This window comes from Chryseobacterium sp. T20 (assembly GCF_047345655.1).
In the GTDB taxonomy this organism is placed as follows: Bacteria; Bacteroidota; Bacteroidia; order Flavobacteriales; family Weeksellaceae; genus Chryseobacterium.
This window is the reverse complement of sequence record NZ_JBLFDU010000004.1, coordinates 331,618-350,851: the sequence shown is the minus strand read 5'-3', so window position 1 is coordinate 350,851 and position 19,234 is coordinate 331,618. Positions and strand designations below refer to the sequence as shown.

Sequence of the window (19,234 nt, the reverse complement as noted above, 5' to 3'; positions counted from 1 at the left end):
AATTTCAGGGATGAGCATTTTACAAAAAGCTAAAAATTATGTTGAAATCTTATTCAAAGATAAGTTATCTTCGGTATATTTTTATCATAATTTTATCCATACTGCCTATACAGTTAATAAGGCTGAGGAAATCATGAAAAACACTCCTGTTTCTGAAGAGGATCAGGAGAAGGTACTCGTTGCATTATGGTTTCATGATACAGGGTATATAGAATGTGCGCTGAACCATGAGGAAAGGAGTGTAGAGGTGATGAAAGCCTTTCTACACCAGGAAAACTATCCGGAAGAATATATTGCAGCCGTTGAAAAACTAATTCTGGCAACGAAAATACAGTACGAACCTCAGAATTTACTGGAAAAAATTGTAAAGGATGCAGACTTCAGCCATTTTGCGGGACATGATTACAGTGATATTTCCGATGCTTTGAGAAAAGAATGGGAACTTACCAATGTTCGATGTTTCTCCAACGAAGAATGGAATGCCGGAAATCTGGACATGCTGAAAAATAAGCACACTTTTTATACAGATTACGCCAAAGAAAACTGGGAACCGTTGAAAAAGAAAAATATTAAAAAAATCGAGAAGAAGCTGGAAAAAGAAGAAGAGAAAAAAGAAAGTAAAAAGGAGGTTTCAGAAGGCAAAAAAGAAAAAGAAAAATCAGATCGAAGTGTGGATACTTTATTCAGAGTAACGCTGAATAATCATACAAGATTAAGTGATATTGCAGACAGTAAAGCCAATATTCTTTTATCTGTAAATGCTATTATTATTTCGGTTTGTCTTTCTGTGTTGGTTCCAAAGCTGGATGCTCCAAAAAATTCACATTTAATTCTTCCAAGTTTCATATTATTGTTATCAAGCGTATTGACGATCATATTTGCGATTCTGTCCACAAAACCGAATGTCACAAAATCAACTTTTACTTCTGAGGATATTGCCAACAGAAAAGTAAACTTGTTATTCTTTGGGAACTTTCAGCAGATGTTGTTTGATGATTATAACAATGCCATGAAAGACCTTATTAAAGACAGAGATTATATCTACGATTCTATGGTGAAAGATCTGTATTACCTGGGAAAAGTTCTTAACAGGAAATATAAGCTTTTATCCATTACCTATAAGATCTTTATGGCTGGAATTATTATTTCCGTTTTATCTTTCGGAGTGGCTTTTCTTAGTCTTTAATTAAAAATATAGACACAAATGATTGTCAGACAGCGTACCAATTGGCTGAAAATGTTATTTATATGGAGAGGATCCGTATTAAAGAAAATTGTTGTTCAGCTTTCCATTATCACGCTGTTTTCCCTGGCTATCTATTTTTTCAAAGGGAGAATTTTTGATTATAAAGTGCATCTTAATCCTACCATTTTTACATTGATAGGACTGGCACTTGCCATATTTATGGGTTTTTGTAACTCTGCAAGCTATGACCGTTTTTGGGAAGGAAGGAAACTTTGGGGATTACTTGTCATTGAGACCAGATCTCTCACAAGACAGATCTTATCCTTAGTAAATGATTCTTCTTCTGAAGCTAAAGAGGAAAAAGAGAGAATTATCAAACTGATCTCTGCATTTTCCTGGTCACTGAACTTTCAGTTGAGAGATAAATCCGGGACAGAGCATCTTGAAAGACTGCTTTCGCCCGAACAACTGGAACAGGTGAAGAATAAGAAATTCATTCCCAATATTATTTTAGGTTTTATTGCAGATTGGCTCAACGAACAGAATAAAAAAGGAAATATAGATACCATTGTTATGACTTCCATGGATCATCAGCTGAGCCAGTTTTCTAATATTTCCGGTGGGTGTGAGAGAATTTACAATACACCATTACCCTTTGCTTATAGTGTTTTGCTGCATCGCACCGTTTATCTATATTGTTTCTGGCTTCCATTTGGATTGGTAGATTCTTTGGGATGGATGATGCCTTTGATCGTTTTGTTGATCAGCTATACTTTTATTGCTCTTGATGCTATAATTCAGGAGATTGGAGAACCTTTTGGTGAAGAGGAAAATGACCTTGCCCTGAACAGCATCTGCCGTACGATTGAGTTTTCTATTTTTGAGCAGGCAGGAATTCCGCAAGGGGAGTTGAAGAAGCCGGATACGTATTTTGTGGATTAAAATAGACCATCAATTGGTTGATTGCTGATGAAGAAAATTATTTTGATGCTGATGTTATTATCTTTCCTTTTTGGTTGTGGATCAAGGAAGGTTTCATTAGTTCATTATATATCGACACTAGAGCATATAAAAATACTTCCACCTACACCAGAAGAAAGAAAAGCAATTGATTCATTAAAATCTGTGGCTTTGACAGCATTGGAAAAATGTCAGAAAGAAAATGGTAATTGTATTGATGATATAGAAAAATTTGGACCTACTGGAGCCACTTTTAAAGGAGGAGTAAATAATTTCCGTAAAATTTTATTTGAGAATTTTAAGATTCATTCGAATACCAAAAAAGGAGAAAACAGAATTTGTATCACCATAGGAAAACAGAATACGATTGAAAAAGTTGATTTTCTAAGCTATACAGATGATGCTTCCAGGAAAGAAATTGAACGTTTATTTCAATTAAAAGAACTCAATAACTGGTATTCTGCTAAAGTAAATAGATATACAGTAAAGCAAGAGTTTGAAATCAGTATTTTTATTGAAGAGAAACGATAAGTAATCATCCGGGATGTATATTCCGGATTTTTCTATTCCTCAGGAAGTGTAAAGGAAACTCTCAATGCCAGTAATCCCGTAATCCCCTGAAGATCCTCTACTCTTAAGAATTCGATATCATTTTGTAAAACGCCTTTTTTCTGGAGTTTTGAAATATAGTCAAGGTATTCTTTCTGGTTTTCCATTCCAAAATAGACGATGGTGATCTTTCCGGGAGCAGTGATGCGTTCTGAAGAATCTTTTACGTGGGCTTTATCCAGACGTTTTTTGATAATCTCGTAATAAGAATTGTAGGCTCCGTCTACATCAAAGCGTTTCTCATCCATTCTGAAACGGATGTCTATTTTTTCATTGTATACAAAGATCAGTGAAGCTATATCAAGTGGTACCGGAAGATACTTTTTGAACGACTGAAATTCAAGTTCCATTTTACAGATGGTTTTCAACTGCCAGTATCTCAGTTTGTGAACTACTTTCGAAGTATAGTGCAGCTCAGGAGCGATGGTAGAACCACTGTACAGATTGTGTTCCACACCGTCTGACTTAAATCTTTCATAATAATGTGGGAAAATTTCCTGAGCTTTTACCTGACTTTCATCCAGCATATCTGCCAGTTTTCGGTTGACCAGAGTGATAGAATCATCAAGGTTCTTTCTGTGATGATAGAACAGATCTGTAGAAGTAAAGATGTGTGAAAAATAGTCTTTGATTTTCGTTTTTATTTCTCTCGAAGTTCTTACTTCCAGTTTTCCTTGTAAAAAAGGATGAATTTCTTCCCTTAATAACCTCTGGAAACGCTGTTCCGTATCCGCTTTGATTTCATTGTTGATCTCATTTTCAAAAACATCCAGCGCCAGTACAAATTTTTCTGAATCGGAATTGGTGAGTACCAAAACCTCATTCAGCCATTCAATTTGTTGGTTAAGATCCTGCAGCATCAGATTAAAACGTTTTTCAGAAGAAGAACGGATATCTGAAACCCCAAACAAAGGAGTCAGATTTTTAAATGCAATCTGCTTTAAAGTATATATTTTCCTTCCAAGTGATGCTGTAAAATATTTCTCAGCTTCATTTCTGAATTTCCAGACCACACTGTCGTGGATGGTCGTATATTCACGCTGAATAATGGCTTCAATCTGATAGTTTTTCTCAAAGTAGAATCTGTTCAGAGAGAAAAGAACCATATCGGTAAAAAACTCCAGTTTTTTAAGCTTTAAACCATTGAAGCTTCCGGCAATAGGAGAGGTGAATTCCATGATAGCAAGGAGCTCACCATCTTTCATGATAGGAATTACCATGAAGCTGTTCACATTATTATCCTTTAAAATACTGAAGGAAGGAAGCAGCTTGACATTTTCTTCCAGGTTATTTACATTGGAAACAACTACAGGCTTTGAATTATGATTTAAATTATTAAAAGTACTCTTACGGGTTTCTTCATCAAAGGCATTGATCCAGAAATCCAGGATATGGTTGGTAAGAAGACTCTCATAAATAGGGAGCTTATCCAGCTTCTGTTCCTTTTTGTTGAATGTCATCAGCCCGAAACTCAATTCTGGAACATCAAAGTAAGATTTGAAAATTTCCGTAAGATTTTCGTTGGGATTCATATTTTCCGGATCAATTTCAATCATGCTTGATTTCAAATCGGAAAGGGCTACCTCAGAGGTACAGTCTACCAGGGAAATAATGGTAAATCCTTTCAATATCCAGGATTGAGATGGGAAATATTTCTTCCAAAGCTTAAAGTCATCAAGATTTTCCAGCAGCATATCCAGAACGTCATCAGATGGAATTTTGGCATCTTCTGTAGGCGTAATTTCTGTAAAATCTGAATTGACCGTAATTTTATAATGTTTCATAATTCCCTGCTTATTGGGAATATCATAATAAAACGGAATGGTACTTTTAATATCTTTTTTGAAGTAGCTCTGAAGAATCAGACAGCAACAGAATACATAAAATTCATTATCTGAAATATTCCTGAGTTCTATTTCGAAGTCTTTTCCTGCGTCTTTCAGAATATCTTTAAACCTTTCGGTATAGTTGAAAGTAATATTGGAAAGCGGAATACTTGCCGCCTTTATTTCGTTTTTGGTAAGACCCGTTGGGAAAAGATCAGCAAGAAGTAGTCTGATGAGGTCTTCATGTTTTTCAAGAAGGGTCGTGTCCTGAAATCCTTCTCTAAGATCTTTAAAATTTCTGGTGCTCTCTAGTAAAGACTCAGCATAATTGACCCTGTATTCCAGTCTGTCATTATATCGGATATGCTCCAGAACATCCAAATATTTTTTGAATGATATATAAACCTGAAAGGGAGAGTCTTTTTTATAGAGATTAGCCAAGAGCTGAATAATTTAAAGTAAAGTTATGAAAAAAGGAGAATATTGATAGTGTGGAATTTTATTTTATTGTACATAATTTGCAGGTGCTTTGGGAAACTCTGCAAGGTATTTTATAATTCCTTACTATTTTTTATATAGAAAGATTATAGATTTGCTGATAAACAAAAATTGTAACTTTTTGGGTAAGATATTAATTATTTAAATAGGATAATAAAAAAGCACAACTGAGAAGTTGTGCTTTTTATATTGTAGAGTTCTGATTTTACAATCCGAACATTCTTGCAAACATATCCGGGAATATACCAAGGATAACGATCAGGACAATAACAACTACTCCAATGATGTTGTAAGTAAGAGTTACTTTCTCTGATGATTTGAATGTTGATTCTTTAAAGAAGAACATCGCAATGATCAGTCTTAAATAGTAAGCAATAGACAGGGCAGAACCTAATACCGCTACCAATACTAAGAAAGCTGCACCGTTCATAGCCTGGGAGAATAAAGCAAATTTCCCCATGAAACCAGCTGTTAACGGAACTCCTGCCATTGAAAGCATAGAGATCGTTGCTGCTGTTGCCAATAAAGGTTCAGTTTTTGCCAATCCTTTGAAGGCTCCGAAAGAAGTTTCTCTCTTTAATTTCTCTACCCAGATCAGACACATGAAAACTCCTACTGTAGATAAAGAATAAGCAAACAGATAGAAGGCAAGGTTATACGTAGAAAGGCTTGTCATTCCGAAGAATACCAATCCGATATATCCTGCGTGAGATACTGAAGAGTATGCCAACATTCTTTTTGCATTCGTCTGAGCAAGACCCATAACGTTTGCCAAAAGTAATGTAATGATTAAGAATACGCCTAAAACATTAATCCACTCGTGAGTTACCCCAGCGAAACCAAGCGTCATCAATCTGAATAGAGCAAAGAATCCAGAGATCTTTACTACACTCGCCATGAAAGCTGTGATCAATGAAGGAGAACCTGCATATACATCAGGACTCCACATGTGGAAAGGTGCTAAAGCTACTTTGAACGCCAATGCACAAAGAATCAGTAATACTCCTAAGATGAACATTACATTCCCTGAATTAGCTACTCCAAAATCATGAATCTTGTAAAGATCAAAACTTCCTGCACTTCCGTAGATGAACGCAATCCCGAACAGTAAGAAACCTGTTGCGAATGCACCCATAAGGAAATATTTAATAGAAGCTTCGTTGGATCTAAGATCAGTTTTGTTAGCTCCAGCCATTACATATAATGGAATAGAAAGGATCTCAACTCCTAAGAACATCGTCACCAGGTTCTGGTATCCGAAAAGGATGATCCCTCCACATAATGCGAATAGCATCAATGCATATAATTCTGACTGGTGGCTTCTGTGGTTACTGAAAGCAAAACCGCCCAGGAAGAATAACAATAAAGTTGTTACGATTGATATTTTAGTGAATAATGCGGTATTGTCACTGTACTCATACATATGCTTGTAATGGTCGAAAAACGAACATTCCGGCATAAAACTTACGTACAATGCGATGATTAATCCCAAAATCCCAATGTATCTTGCGAATTTTCCTTGTTCAAAAACTCCTGAAAATAACGCAATAACTGCCGTTAGGAAAACAATAATTAAAACACTCATTTCTTAAAATATCAAATTAACTTACCATTGATTGGTAGATAAACTTCACCGAACTACTCACCATGTCGATTACCGGTTGTGGGAAAATACCTAGTAAAATCACAAAAACCGCTAAACTTGCCAATACAGAAAATTCTACCCCTGATAAATCTTTTGCTGTACTTAAAACGGCTTCATCTCCTTCTCCAAACATTGCTTTTCCGTAGAATCTCAATAAATACACTGCACAAAGAATTACCGTAAGACCAGCAATTACTGCTGCTGTTCCGTTAAAATCATAAACCGATTTCAACAAAATAAATTCCCCGATGAATCCATTGGTTAATGGAACTCCCATTGAACCTAATATAATGATCAAGAATAATACAGCAAACTTAGGTGCTACTTTAGCTAAACCACCCATTTGTCTGATGTCTCTTGATTTAAATCTTTTATATAAAATATCACAACAGTAGAATAATCCTACTACGTTGATACCGTGAGCAAATGTCTGTACCAAAGCTCCTTCAGCTCCTTCTACATTGAAAGTTCCTCTTAAAGTAACTACTGCAGAAGCAAAGATCCCCGCTACCATCAACCCTACGTGAGAGAAAGAAGAATACGCAATGATTCTCTTCATATCCGTTTGGATAATAGCGATCAACGCACCGTGAACAATTCCTACAATAGCAAGAATAATTACGATTTGTCCTGAAATTCCGGCAATCGGAAGTGGAGTGATTGGAAGTAAATAACGCATTACACCGTATACTGCCATCTTCAGCATGATCCCTGATAATAACATGGATCCCTGAGTAGGAGAGTAGGTATAGGTGTCAGGCTGCCAGGTATGGAAAGGGAATACCGGTAATTTTACTGCAAAAGCAAAGAAAATAAACCAGAATACCACAGTCTGCTGTACTTCATTCAGCTGAGCATTATATAAATCTGTTAAAGCGAATGATGCAGAGTGGTTGTACACATAGATCAATCCGGCTAACATAAATAATGATCCAACGAATGTATATACGAAGAATTTCGTAGTGAACTCGAACCTTTTATTCTCTTGTCCCCAAAGTCCGGCAATGAACCAAATTGGAATCAAAGTTACTTCCCAGAAAATGTAGAATAACAATCCGTCTAAAGAAGTGAACACTCCTACAAGACCAAACTGCATCAACAGAATCAGTCCGTAGAATGTATTTCTGTAGTTTACATTTTCATTGAAAGATGATAAAATAATGATTGGAGCCAGAATGTTGGTCAATAATAAAAGAAGCATGCTCATCCCATCGATACCGAAGTGAAGAGAACTCTTCATAAATTGTGACCATGGATAATTGATCTCGTGCTGCAATACGCTGTCTACTGTCGGAGTAAAATCAAAATCCGATAGTATATAGAACGTAAGAAGCATTTGTACCAATGCAATTCCAAGCGCCAAATATTTGCTGGAATTATTCTTCCAGGCAAAAACTAATCCCGAACCTACTAGAGGTAATAGTAATAATGTTAATAACAAACAAGACATTATTATTGTAATAAAAAGTTAACAATTAATATAATTCCCACAGCTAAAGACATGATAAGGATATATGTCTCTACATTTCCGTTCTGTACACGCTTCATAGCTTTTCCGCTGTCTTCAGCACCATCACCTACAAAGTTTACAAAACGGTCTAAGATACCCTTATCAAACATTTTTCCTCCGCGTCCTAATCCTTCAACAGTTTTTACAATCAATGCATTGTAAAGTTCGTCAACGTATAATTTCTTAGCAGAAAGCTTTTCCCATCCGGTATAGTTTTCCTCTGCAACAGCCATCTTTTTCTTACTTACATAAGTATTTCTAACGATGAACCATACAGTGAAGAACATTAATACTGTAGCTGCTAATAAGATCATTTCAGTATTGAAAGGTACTCCTGAAAGAGTAGCTTCCATCTGGCTGTAGCTTTGTTCTGTAAGAACTGGCTTTAACCATTCCATCAGTTTAGCATAGTGGCCGTGACCGATGAAGTGTGGCAGGTTGATAAAACCTCCGATTACAGAAAGAATAGCCAATACGATCAATGGTAATGTCATATTAGACGGGCTTTCATGTAAGTGGTGTTTTTGTTCTTCTGTACCTCTGAATTCTCCGTGGAATGTCAGGTAGTATAGTCTGAACATATAAGTTGCAGTCATTGGCGCTAAAACAAATAAGATTACCCAGTAGATAGGGTTTTTAGCGAAAGCTGCTACTAAAATTTCGTCTTTAGAGATCATCCCTGATAATAAAGGGAAACCTGAGATGGCTAATGTTCCGATAAGGAATGTAGCGTGCGTAAGAGGAATATATTTTTTAAGACCTCCCATGAAACGCATATCCTGCTCGTTGCTCATCGCGTGGATTACAGAACCAGCACCTAAGAATAATAAAGCTTTGAAGAAAGCGTGTGTCATTACGTGGAACATTGCTGTTGTATAGGCACCAAGACCTAAAGCGATGAACATAAATCCAAGCTGTGAAACTGTAGAGTATGCCAATACTTTTTTGATGTCGTTCTGACGAAGTGCATAGAATCCTGCCAAAGCAGCCGTTAAGAATCCGATGAATAAAATTCCTCCCTGTACTGTAGGTGCTAAAGTAAATAAGAAGTTAGATCTTACTACTAAGTAAATACCTGCAGTTACCATCGTTGCCGCGTGGATCAACGCTGATACAGGAGTTGGTCCCGCCATCGCATCCGGTAACCATGTATATAATGGAACCTGAGCAGATTTACCGGTAGCACCGATGAATAAACTCGCTGTGATAAAGATAATCACTGTTCCGTCTAATTCAAATTTTGAAGCGTTTTCTGCTACAGAAAGATAATCTACAGCATTAGTCTGAGAAGCGATCATGAAAATACCGATCAATAACGCAAGGTCACCAATTCTGTTCATGATGAAAGCTTTTCTTGCTGCTTTACCGTATTCTTCGTTAGTATACCAGAATCCGATTAACAGGTAAGAACAAAGACCTACACCTTCCCATCCGATAAACAGGATAAGGTAGTTGCTTCCCATTACTAAAAGTAACATCGAGAAGATGAAAAGATTCAGGTAAGTAAAAAACTTATAGAATCCTTTATCATGACTCATATATCCGATAGAGTATAAGTGGATCAGTGAACCGATACCCGTAATGATCATTACCATCATTAAAGAAAGCTGATCAATCTGGAATCCAAAATTGATTTGAACTCCGTTTACTCTAAACCATTCAAAAGCTTTTACAATAACAGGCTGGCTTTCAGAATTGAAATTCATGAAAATACTTACCGCAATACAGAATGATCCGAAAACCATAGCTGTAGCCAAAGATCCTACCAATATTTTTGGAAGGTTTTTTCCGAATAGCCCGTTAATAAGAAACCCTAAAAGTGGTAAAAGTACTATTGCATATACTAGATTCTCCATTCTTATCCTCTTAATTTATTAAATATACTCACATCTACAGAACGGGTGTTTCTATATAGCATCGCAATAATTGCCAGACCTACTGCTACTTCAGCAGCAGCTACCACCATAATGAAGAAAACTAAAAGTTGTCCGTCGCCGTTGCCTTTATACGCTGAAAAAGCTGCCAATAAAAGGTTTACAGAATTCAGCATAAGCTCTACACAGCCCAGAATCACAATAGCATTTTTTCTAAGCAATACTCCCATTACTCCCAAACAGAACAATACTGATGAAAGAATGATGAAGTAGTCCAAAGGGATGCTTTGTATAAATGTATTTACTTCTCCCATAATTTTATAAATCTTTTTTACCGATTAATACCGCGCCTACAATACCTGCCAGAATTAGGATGGAAGCAAGCTCAAACGGTAAAACATATTCATTAAACAAAAGTCTACCCAGATTTTTGGTAAGACCCACACCTCTGTCTACATTTTCAACAACAATGTGATTGTCTTTTACTCCTCTGAAAACTCCTAATACACCTACCAAAAGAAGACCTGCTGTAAAAACTCCAACAAATTTTAAAGTATTGTTCTTCTTACTTTCGTCTTGCTTATTAAGGTTAAGCATCATTAAGATATAAAGGAAAAGTACCATGATAGCACCTGCGTACACTATAATCTGGATGATTGCCAGGAACTGTGCATTGAGAAGAATGTACATTCCGGCAATTGAAAACATCGTAACAATTAATGACAAAATAGCATAAAGAGGATTTCTTGCAAATACAAAGTAAACAGCACTTGCCACTGCTAAAAACGCCACCAAGAAAAATAAAAACTGATCCATTATTTTACCGCATTTTTTTGTTTCTCGGATTGTCTTGTCGTGATATCAATCCTTTCATTTATTTTTTCAACTAATTTATCTTTTCCGTAAATGAAAGAACCTCTATTGGTTTCTACGTCTACCAATCTGTCTGTAAGATAGATGGCAGATTTAGGACAAGCTTCTTCACACATACCACAGAAAATACATCTTAGCATATTGATTTCATATACTGAAGCGTATTTCTCTTCTCTGTAAAGACCTCTTTCCTCTTTAGTTCTTTCAGCAGCAGTCATCGTAATGGCTTCTGCAGGACAAGCTACCGCACAAAGTCCACAAGCTGTACATCTTTCTCTGCCTTCTTCGTCTCTTTTCAAAACGTGCTGACCTCTCCAGATGGTGGTTCTTGGTTTCTGTACTTCCGGATACGAATATACTGCGGGAGCACCCTTTATCACGGTTCTTACAGCATGCTTAAATGTAATCCCCATCCCTGTAAAGATGGCAGGAAGGTAGATTTTTTCAGCAAGGGTCATTTCTTTATTGGAAACAACTTTTGATCTGTTTGTAAGTTTCATTTAATTATAGATATTAGATGTTAGACATTAGATTTTAGACTAATCTTGTCTGTTATCTTAATTATTTAATATTGATGATTGAATATGATACGCTAAAGATAAAACTTTGATTTCATTATCAAATTTTCAAATCAGCTCATTTTCAAATTTCTTAGTTTGCAAATGCTAAAATTACAGCTCCTGTAATTAATAGGTTTACCAATGCCATTGGAATTAATGTTTTCCATCCTAAGTGCATTAACTGGTCATATCTGAATCTTGGAAGTGTCCATCTGATCCACATGAAGATCAGAATTCCGATTACTGTTTTTGTAAGGAATGCTACAACGCTCAAGATTCCTGCAGCATTTTCACCCCAGTTCTGAGTTACCCATTCAATACCAGGATAGTTATACCCTCCGAAGAAAAGAACGACCATGAAAGCATTGGAAATAAACATGTTCACATATTCTCCGAACATATATAACCCTAACTTCATGGAAGAGTATTCTGTAGAGTATCCTGTTACCAATTCAGATTCACACTCAGGTAAATCGAACGGGTGTCTGTTGGTTTCTGCCAAAGCAGCTACAAAGAAAACAAGGAATGCAATAGGCTGGTAGAAAATGTTCCAGTTCAATCCTGAAACCCAAGGAATAACTCCCCATAATTTTCCGGTAGTCTGACTTTCAGTGATTTCTTTTAAATCCAAACTTCCTGACATCATAATGATAGAAAGAAGTGCTAATCCCATCGCCAATTCATAAGAAATCATCTGAGAAGAAGCACGGATAGCACCTAATAATGAATATTTGTTGTTCGAAGCCCAACCTCCGATCATAATTCCGTAAACCCCGATAGAAGCCATACCGATGATGAAAAGTACACCAACATCGATGTTTGCTACCTGAAGATCAAAAGAAGTACCTGCAATATTTAAACTTTTACCCCAAGGAATCACAGCTCCTGTAATCAATGAAATAAACATTACCAAAGCTGGACCCAATACGAAAAGAAATCTTTCTGCATTGGCAGGCGTAAAGTCTTCTTTAAAGAAGAATTTTCCACCGTCAGCAAGAGGCTGCAGCAATCCGAAAGGTCCGGCTCTGTTAGGACCAATTCTATCCTGCATGATAGAGGCTACTTTTCTTTCTGCCCAGGTAGAGTAGGCTGCAATCGTAAGTGATAGCAGGAAAAGTGCTAGTACAAGTATAAGTTTAAATGTAAGTAAATCCATTTTTATTTTTATAGATGTTAAAGGTTAGAAGATGGGAGCTGGAAGATGGAAGTTATAGCAATCACATCAACAGAGACTCTCATTTTCAAATTACCTCATTTTCAAATTTTATTTTTCGTCTTTTTCACTGATTTCTTTAGCCATCGGATTGTCTAAAACTCTTAGCTCATCTTTAGGCTTTTCGTAGTGGTTCAATGAAATTACAGAATGTCTGTCGATATGTCTAGGACCTTCGATGTTCCAGTCTGATAAAGCTTTTCTTTCGAAACGGCATGTATCGCAGATGAATTCTTCTACTTCACCCCACTGGTCTTTTCTTGCAGTTACTCTTACAATTTCGTCTCCTTTAAACCATACAACAGCTTTTCCGGAACACTTATCACATTTACAAGTTGCGTTCATCGGTTTTGTAAACCAAACTCTGCTTGCAAAACGAGCTGTTCTGTCTGTTAATGCTCCTACAGGACAAACGTCGATAACGTTTCCGATGAAGTCATTGTCTAAAGCTTTATTTAAATACGTTGAAATTTCAGCGTGATCTCCTCTGAAAAGGATCCCGTGTTCTCTTGTTTCTGTAAGCTGGTTAGCTGTCAGTACGCATCTTGCGCAAAGAATACAACGGTTCATATTTAATTTGATGTTCGGTCCAAGATCATCAGCTTCGTAAGTATTTCTTTCGAATTCTGTTCTTGTGTTTTCCACACCATGCTCATATCCTAAGTCCTGAAGATGACATTCTCCTGCCTGGTCGCAGATAGGGCAGTCCAGCGGGTGGTTTACCAATAGGAATTCGGTAACCGCTTTTCTTCCTTCCTGAGCTTTCTCAGAAGTAAGATTTTTTACTTCCATCCCGTCCATTACATTAGTTCTGCAGCTTGCTACTAATTTTGGCATAGGACGTGGGTCTGCTTCAGATCCTTTAGAAACTTCTACCAGACAAGTTCTACATCTTCCTCCACTGGTTTCCAACTTGCTGTAGTAGCACATTGCAGGAGGTACAGATTTACCACCGATTTGTCTTGCAGCTTCCAGAATAGAAGTACCAGGCAAAACTTCAGTAGTCTGTCCGTCTATAGTTATTTTGAATTTTTTAACTTCTTCGCTCATATGATATGCTTTAAGCTTTATGCGTTAAGCAATAGGCTTTGTTATTTATATTTCTTTGTATTAAATGTATATCCAATTCCTCCCAGAATCTGTCCGAAAACAAAATCCTGACGTGCTTTGTCCGGCTTATTATTCAACGTGGTTTTAATGTCCCACATATTGATATATCCTGCTTTTCCTTCTAATCTCAGCATCCAGTTTTTCCAGAATACTAAGTTAAGACTGGATCTGATATCGGTTCCCATACCTGCAACGTGAAAACGGTCACTTCTTTCATTACCAAAAAGTTTTACATTACTTTTCGGAAACATAAATCCGATTCCGGCTCCATAAGACCATACTAAATCTATATTTTTCTTATGAACAAGATTTTTGTATTTCTCAAGACCTAAGTTTTCATAATTAAGTCCGTCTGTATGTTCGAAAGTAAGGAACTTCTCATCTGCAAGGTTAACCTGCCCGTTTTGAACCATTGCTGCATATTCAGGATCTGAAATATGTCCTTTGAAACCAACAGTCTGGTTCTGATCCATTACATATTTCATATGGTCTATCCCTAATACCAAAGCTAAATTGTCTTTAATGAAATATCCTATTCTGAAATTATACTGTGTTACAGTAAACCAGCTTGGATCAAAATAGACAATTCCGAATTTTGTAGGTCTGTCCTGTGCAGTTACGTTATTCAATTGAAAATCGTATCCGTTTCCGGTAAAATGAATGTCAGAATTACTATAAGCGGCTCTGTTCCATCCATAAAATACGAAAACCTGACCCTTTTTGCTTAGTGGTAAAGGCTTTTCCTTTTTCTCAGCTTTAATCTGCTCTTTCTCACTCACTAAATATGACAAATCCTCTTCAACGGATCTGTTATAATTTACAGTATCACTCTTCTTGTTCTGTGCAAATACAAGATTCGACATCATTAAGCCGACAACCAATAATTTTTTCATCTTACCTACGCATTCTTTTCAACAGCCGGGATAGGATCTGCATAATGTGCCAATCCATAGTTTTGTGTCTGAGACAATTCAGGGTTTTTCACGTGCCACTCAAATTCATCTCTGAAGTGACGGATCGCTGCTGCAACCGGCCAAGCTGCTGCATCACCCAACGGACAAATCGTATTTCCTTCGATTTTTCTCTGGATATCCCAAAGTAGGTCGATATCTTCCATTTTTCCTTCTCCTTTCTCGATTTTCTTTAAAATCTTGTACATCCATCCCGTTCCTTCACGGCAAGGAGTACATTGTCCGCAACTTTCGTGGTTGTAGAATCTTGCCAATGTCATGGTGTGATCTACAATACACTGGTCTTCATCCAAAACGATGAAACCTCCTGAACCCATCATCGTTCCGGTAGCAAAACCACCGTCTGCCAATGATTCATAGTTCATATATCTTGGCTCTCCGTTCACGGTTCTCAACAATAAGTTAGCCGGAACAATCGGAACAGAACTTCCTCCAGGAATACAAGCCTTTAATTTTTTACCATCTTTAATACCACCACAATATTCATCAGAGTAGATGAATTCTTCCACAGTGATCGTCATATCGATTTCGTATACCCCTGGTTTGTTGATGTTTCCACAAGCCGAAATCAATTTCGTTCCTGTAGATCTTCCAACTCCGATTTTAGCATACTCAGCACCTGTAATATCAATGATTGGAACTACTGCTGCAATAGATTCAACGTTGTTTACCACCGTTGGTCTTTCCCAAAGACCTTTTACAGCCGGGAATGGTGGTTTTAATCTTGGGTTACCTCTTTTTCCTTCAAGGGATTCAAGCAATGCAGTTTCTTCACCGCAGATGTATGCTCCACCACCTCTCTGTACATAGATTTCAAGATCGAAACCAGTTCCTAAAATATTTTTACCTAAAAATCCTGCTGCTTTAGCTTCTTCAATAGCTTCTTCAAGGATATCAGGAATCCACGAATATTCTCCACGGATGTAGATATAAGAAGTATTGGAACCTAAACAGTAAGAAGAAATTAGCATTCCCTCGATCAATAAATGAGGAAGGAACTCCATCAGATATCTGTCCTTGAATGTTCCAGGTTCAGATTCATCCGCATTCACAACAAGGTGTCTTGGAACACCTTCAGGCTTGGCCAGAAAGCTCCATTTCATTCCTGTTGGGAATCCAGCTCCACCACGACCTCTTAATCCTGAAGCTTTTACTTCTTCAAGAATTTCGTCAGGAGTCATTTTCAAGGCTTTTTCAGCGGCTGTGTAACCTCCCTGTTTACGGTAAGTTTCAAAGTAGCGAATACCTTCTATATGTGCGTCTTTAAGTAAAAGTTTTTTACTCATTGTTTATTATGCTTTTCGCTATTGGCTTTTGGCTTCTAGCTTTTTATAATTATTAAAAAAAATAACTGAATAATTTAAAATCTAAAATGTAGAATTTAAAATTTCTATTAGTCTAAAGCAACTTGTCCCTGTCTGCAAAGATCAAGGATTTCATCTACTTTTTCTATCGTTAAATTTTCATGAAAGAATTTTCCTAGCTGCATCATAGGTGCATATCCGCATGCTCCAAGACATTCAGCAGGCTTTAAAGTGAACATACCGTCTTCAGTAGTTTCCCCATCCTTAATGTTCAGTTTGGTTCTGATATGATCCAGAATTTTTTCGCTTCCACAAACCATACAAGGCCCTGTTCTGCAAACTTCCAATACATATTTACCTACCGGCTTCATATTAAACATGGTATAGAAAGTAGCCACTTCATATACTTCGATCGGTTGGATACTTAGTAGTCCGGCAACATAATCCATCACAGGAACATCTAACCATCCTCCGAATTCTTTCTGTGCCAAGTGAAGTACAGGAAGAAGAGCAGATTTCTGTCTTCCTTCAGGATATCTTGCGATAATTTTGTGTACCTGTGCTAAACTTTCCGGTTTAAAAGCTATTGTTTCGCTCATTTTTTTAAATGTATTATTGTACAGTGTACAATGTACTAATGACTTATTTATTTGATCATTGTAAAATCATGAATACATTTTACAATGGTACTTTTTACAATGTTATGCGTCTAATTCTCCCGCAATAATATTCATACTACACATCGTTACAATGGCATCTGAAATTACAGAACCTGTAATCATTTCAGGGTAGGCCTGATAGTAGATGAAGCATGGTCTTCTGAAGTGAAGTCTGTAAGGGCTTCTTCCTCCGTCACTCACAAGATAGAAACCTAATTCTCCGTTTCCACCTTCTACAGCATGATAAACTTCTCCTTTCGGTACATCAGTTTCTCCCATTACAATTTTGAAATGGTAGATCAATGCTTCCATTTTCTGATATACATCTGCCTTTTCAGGAAGATAGAAATCAGGAACATCCGCATGGAATGGTCCTTCCGGAAGATTTTCGTATGCTTGTTTGATAATTTTGATTGATTCCCAGATTTCCTGTTGACGAACCATGAAACGGTCGTAAGTATCTCCTGAAGTTCCTACAGGAATAATGAAGTCGAAATCTTCGTATGAGGAATAAGGTTGTGCAACTCTTACATCATAATCTACACCTGCTGCACGTAAGTTTGGACCTGTGAAACCGTAGCTTAATGCTCTTTCAGCAGAAATAGCTCCTGTACCGATGGTTCTGTCCATGAAAATTCTGTTTCTTTCTAATAGAGTACAGAATTCTTTGAATCTTGGTGGGAAAGTTTTTAAGAAGTCTTTCAACAACTCATGAAACTTAGGAGTGAAATCTCTTTCAAAACCTCCGATTCTTCCCATATTGGTTGTCATTCTGGCTCCGCAGATTTGCTCATACATATCATAAATACGTTCTCTTTCGATGAACATGTAAGTAAGACCTGTAATGGCTCCTGAATCCATTCCGGTTACCCCGTTACAGATCAGGTGGTCACCGATTCTGGCTAGCTCCATCAAGATAACACGCATATAGTCTACACGTTTTGGAACTTCCACGCCAATCAGCTTCTCTACTGTCATGTGCCAACCTAAGTTATTGATGGGTGCAGAACAGTAATTCATACGGTCTGTAAGGGTAGTGATCTGAGAATAGTTTCTTCTTTCAGAAATTTTCTCAAATGCTCTGTGGATATATCCTACTGTTTGCTCTGCGTGAAGGATTCTTTCTCCGTCCATCGTTAAGATATTCTGGAAAATCCCGTGCGTAGCAGGGTGGGTAGGTCCTAGATTCAGGGTATATAATTGTCCGTCAATCTGTTCCTTACTCTCGTACTGGTTTAGTATATTAGATAATGAGTTATCTTTCATAATTTAAATGCTTTAGGCGATAGGCTATAGGCTTTAAGCTAAATGCTTACTGCTTACTGCTTATTGCATTATATTTTTATCTTCCGAACATGCTATCGTTCTTGTCGGTTCTTGTACCGTCTTCAAGGCGATATTCCTTCAACATTGGGTGGTATCCAAGATCTTCCATATTTAAAATAGGTCTAAGATCCGGGTGTCCTTTAAATTTAATCCCATAGAAATCATACGTTTCTCTTTCCATCCAGTTGGCTCCTGCATAGAGCTCTACAAGAGAGTCTACTTCAATATTTTCTCTGGACATAAAGATTTTCAGACGTAATCTGAAATTGGCCATCATATTATGCAAGTGGTAAACAACACCAATTTCCTTTTCAGGGAATTCAGGATAATGAATACCACAGATATCCGTAAGGAAATTAAATTCCAGTGATGAATCTTTCAGATAGTGAATGATTTTCTTAATATCTTCTTTCTTCACTTCAATCGTCAGCATTCCATAAGGTTCTGAGCTTGAAATGACAGATTCCGGAAATTCTCTTGTGATGGCTTCTAATACAAATTCGTTTGTCATTTCCGTTTAGTTGCTTATGTTGTAAGAATCTAATAATTTCTGATATTCAGGCATATCTCTTCTTCTGATGCTTTCGCTTTCTGCAAGAGCCTGTACCTGCATTACGCCTTCAATGATCTGTTCAGGTCTTGGAGGACATCCAGGAACGTAAACGTCTACCGGAATAATTTTATCAATTCCCTGAAGTACAGAATACGTATCAAAAATACCACCGCTGGAAGCACAAGCTCCAACTGCTACCACCCATTTCGGCTCAGCCATCTGAGTGTAAACTTCTTTCAGGACTGGTCCTAATTTCTTTGATATAGTTCCGCAAACCATCAGCATATCTGCTTGTCTTGGAGAGAAAGAGTTTCTTTCCATACCAAATCTTGAAGCATCATAAGTCGGGTTCAGGGTAGCCATAAACTCGATACCACAACAAGAGGTTGCAAAGGGTAACGGCCAAAGTGAAAACTTTCTTGCCATCCCGATTACACTGCTCAGTTTTGTTGCGAAAAACCCTTCTCCTTCATAGCCTTCGGGAGCAGGTGCATCTGTTCTTATTACTGGTTTTTTATCTGACATTTTCTTTTGTTGATATTTAAAGATTAAAACGT

The 19,234-nt window shown here is 37.1% G+C and carries 18 protein-coding genes; 3 read left to right on the top strand and 15 right to left on the bottom strand.

Features of this window, described 5'->3' with window-relative positions:
- The first annotated feature begins 10 nt into the window (after positions 1-10).
- Genes ACMA47_RS12820 through ACMA47_RS12810 form a run of 3 tightly spaced genes read left to right on the top strand, consistent with a single transcriptional unit; the run spans position 11 to position 2,677 of the window.
- The gene (locus ACMA47_RS12820; RefSeq protein WP_413930071.1) at positions 11-1,186 is read left to right on the top strand and encodes a Pycsar system effector family protein; all 1,176 of its coding nucleotides are present in this window, start codon (positions 11-13) and stop codon (positions 1,184-1,186) included.
- Positions 1,187-1,204: 18 nt separating this feature from the next.
- A complete protein-coding gene (locus ACMA47_RS12815; RefSeq protein WP_413930070.1) occupies positions 1,205-2,128 on the top strand; it encodes a bestrophin family protein in 924 nt (307 codons plus the stop codon).
- A gap of 27 nt (positions 2,129-2,155) precedes the next feature.
- Positions 2,156-2,677 carry a hypothetical protein gene (locus ACMA47_RS12810; protein ID WP_413930069.1) on the top strand — a complete coding sequence of 174 codons (522 nt, stop codon included), beginning with the start codon at positions 2,156-2,158 and terminating at the stop codon, positions 2,675-2,677.
- A gap of 32 nt (positions 2,678-2,709) precedes the next feature.
- Here ACMA47_RS12810 and ACMA47_RS12805 read toward each other — a convergent pair whose 3' ends face one another.
- The 15 genes from ACMA47_RS12805 to ACMA47_RS12735 all read right to left on the bottom strand — a co-directional run bounded on the left by ACMA47_RS12805 (position 2,710) and on the right by ACMA47_RS12735 (position 19,202).
- Positions 2,710-5,022, bottom strand: a complete 2,313-nt coding sequence (locus ACMA47_RS12805; RefSeq protein ID WP_413930068.1) for a GAF domain-containing protein — start codon at positions 5,020-5,022, stop codon at positions 2,710-2,712.
- A gap of 262 nt (positions 5,023-5,284) precedes the next feature.
- Positions 5,285-6,664, bottom strand: a complete 1,380-nt coding sequence (locus ACMA47_RS12800) for an NADH-quinone oxidoreductase subunit N (RefSeq protein ID WP_079240445.1) — start codon at positions 6,662-6,664, stop codon at positions 5,285-5,287.
- 16 nt (positions 6,665-6,680) lie between these two features.
- Positions 6,681-8,174, bottom strand: a complete 1,494-nt coding sequence (locus tag ACMA47_RS12795; protein WP_142018570.1) for a complex I subunit 4 family protein — start codon at positions 8,172-8,174, stop codon at positions 6,681-6,683.
- A 2-nt stretch (positions 8,175-8,176) separates the two neighbouring features.
- On the bottom strand, positions 8,177-10,090 hold the full coding sequence (gene nuoL, locus ACMA47_RS12790) for an NADH-quinone oxidoreductase subunit L (protein ID WP_413930067.1): 1,914 nt from the start codon (positions 10,088-10,090) through the stop codon (positions 8,177-8,179).
- 2 nt (positions 10,091-10,092) lie between these two features.
- Entirely contained in the window at positions 10,093-10,422 is a 330-nt protein-coding gene (gene nuoK, locus ACMA47_RS12785) for an NADH-quinone oxidoreductase subunit NuoK (RefSeq protein ID WP_002983557.1), read from the bottom strand.
- 4 nt (positions 10,423-10,426) lie between these two features.
- A complete protein-coding gene (locus tag ACMA47_RS12780) occupies positions 10,427-10,924 on the bottom strand; it encodes an NADH-quinone oxidoreductase subunit J (RefSeq protein WP_034693417.1) in 498 nt (165 codons plus the stop codon).
- On the bottom strand, positions 10,924-11,481 hold the full coding sequence (locus ACMA47_RS12775) for a NuoI/complex I 23 kDa subunit family protein (protein WP_034693420.1): 558 nt from the start codon (positions 11,479-11,481) through the stop codon (positions 10,924-10,926). Before ACMA47_RS12775 ends, ACMA47_RS12780 begins: the two co-directional genes overlap by 1 nt.
- A gap of 151 nt (positions 11,482-11,632) precedes the next feature.
- Entirely contained in the window at positions 11,633-12,697 is a 1,065-nt protein-coding gene (gene nuoH / locus ACMA47_RS12770; RefSeq protein ID WP_034693422.1) for an NADH-quinone oxidoreductase subunit NuoH, read from the bottom strand.
- Between the two features lie 108 nt (positions 12,698-12,805).
- Positions 12,806-13,804, bottom strand: a complete 999-nt coding sequence (locus tag ACMA47_RS12765; protein ID WP_034693425.1) for a 2Fe-2S iron-sulfur cluster-binding protein — start codon at positions 13,802-13,804, stop codon at positions 12,806-12,808.
- Between the two features lie 41 nt (positions 13,805-13,845).
- Positions 13,846-14,757, bottom strand: coding sequence for a hypothetical protein (locus ACMA47_RS12760; RefSeq protein ID WP_185144341.1), 912 nt, complete (start codon positions 14,755-14,757; stop codon positions 13,846-13,848).
- A 5-nt stretch (positions 14,758-14,762) separates the two neighbouring features.
- On the bottom strand, positions 14,763-16,121 hold the full coding sequence (gene nuoF, locus ACMA47_RS12755) for an NADH-quinone oxidoreductase subunit NuoF (protein ID WP_413930066.1): 1,359 nt from the start codon (positions 16,119-16,121) through the stop codon (positions 14,763-14,765).
- A 107-nt stretch (positions 16,122-16,228) separates the two neighbouring features.
- Entirely contained in the window at positions 16,229-16,738 is a 510-nt protein-coding gene (gene nuoE / locus ACMA47_RS12750; RefSeq protein WP_062675585.1) for a complex I 24 kDa subunit family protein, read from the bottom strand.
- 102 nt (positions 16,739-16,840) lie between these two features.
- Positions 16,841-18,064 carry an NADH dehydrogenase (quinone) subunit D gene (nuoD, locus tag ACMA47_RS12745; protein ID WP_034693431.1) on the bottom strand — a complete coding sequence of 408 codons (1,224 nt, stop codon included), beginning with the start codon at positions 18,062-18,064 and terminating at the stop codon, positions 16,841-16,843.
- Between the two features lie 76 nt (positions 18,065-18,140).
- Positions 18,141-18,635 carry an NADH-quinone oxidoreductase subunit C gene (locus ACMA47_RS12740; RefSeq protein ID WP_034693433.1) on the bottom strand — a complete coding sequence of 165 codons (495 nt, stop codon included), beginning with the start codon at positions 18,633-18,635 and terminating at the stop codon, positions 18,141-18,143.
- Positions 18,636-18,641: 6 nt separating this feature from the next.
- Entirely contained in the window at positions 18,642-19,202 is a 561-nt protein-coding gene (locus tag ACMA47_RS12735) for an NADH-quinone oxidoreductase subunit B (protein WP_002983540.1), read from the bottom strand.
- Between the last annotated feature and the right edge of the window lie 32 nt (positions 19,203-19,234).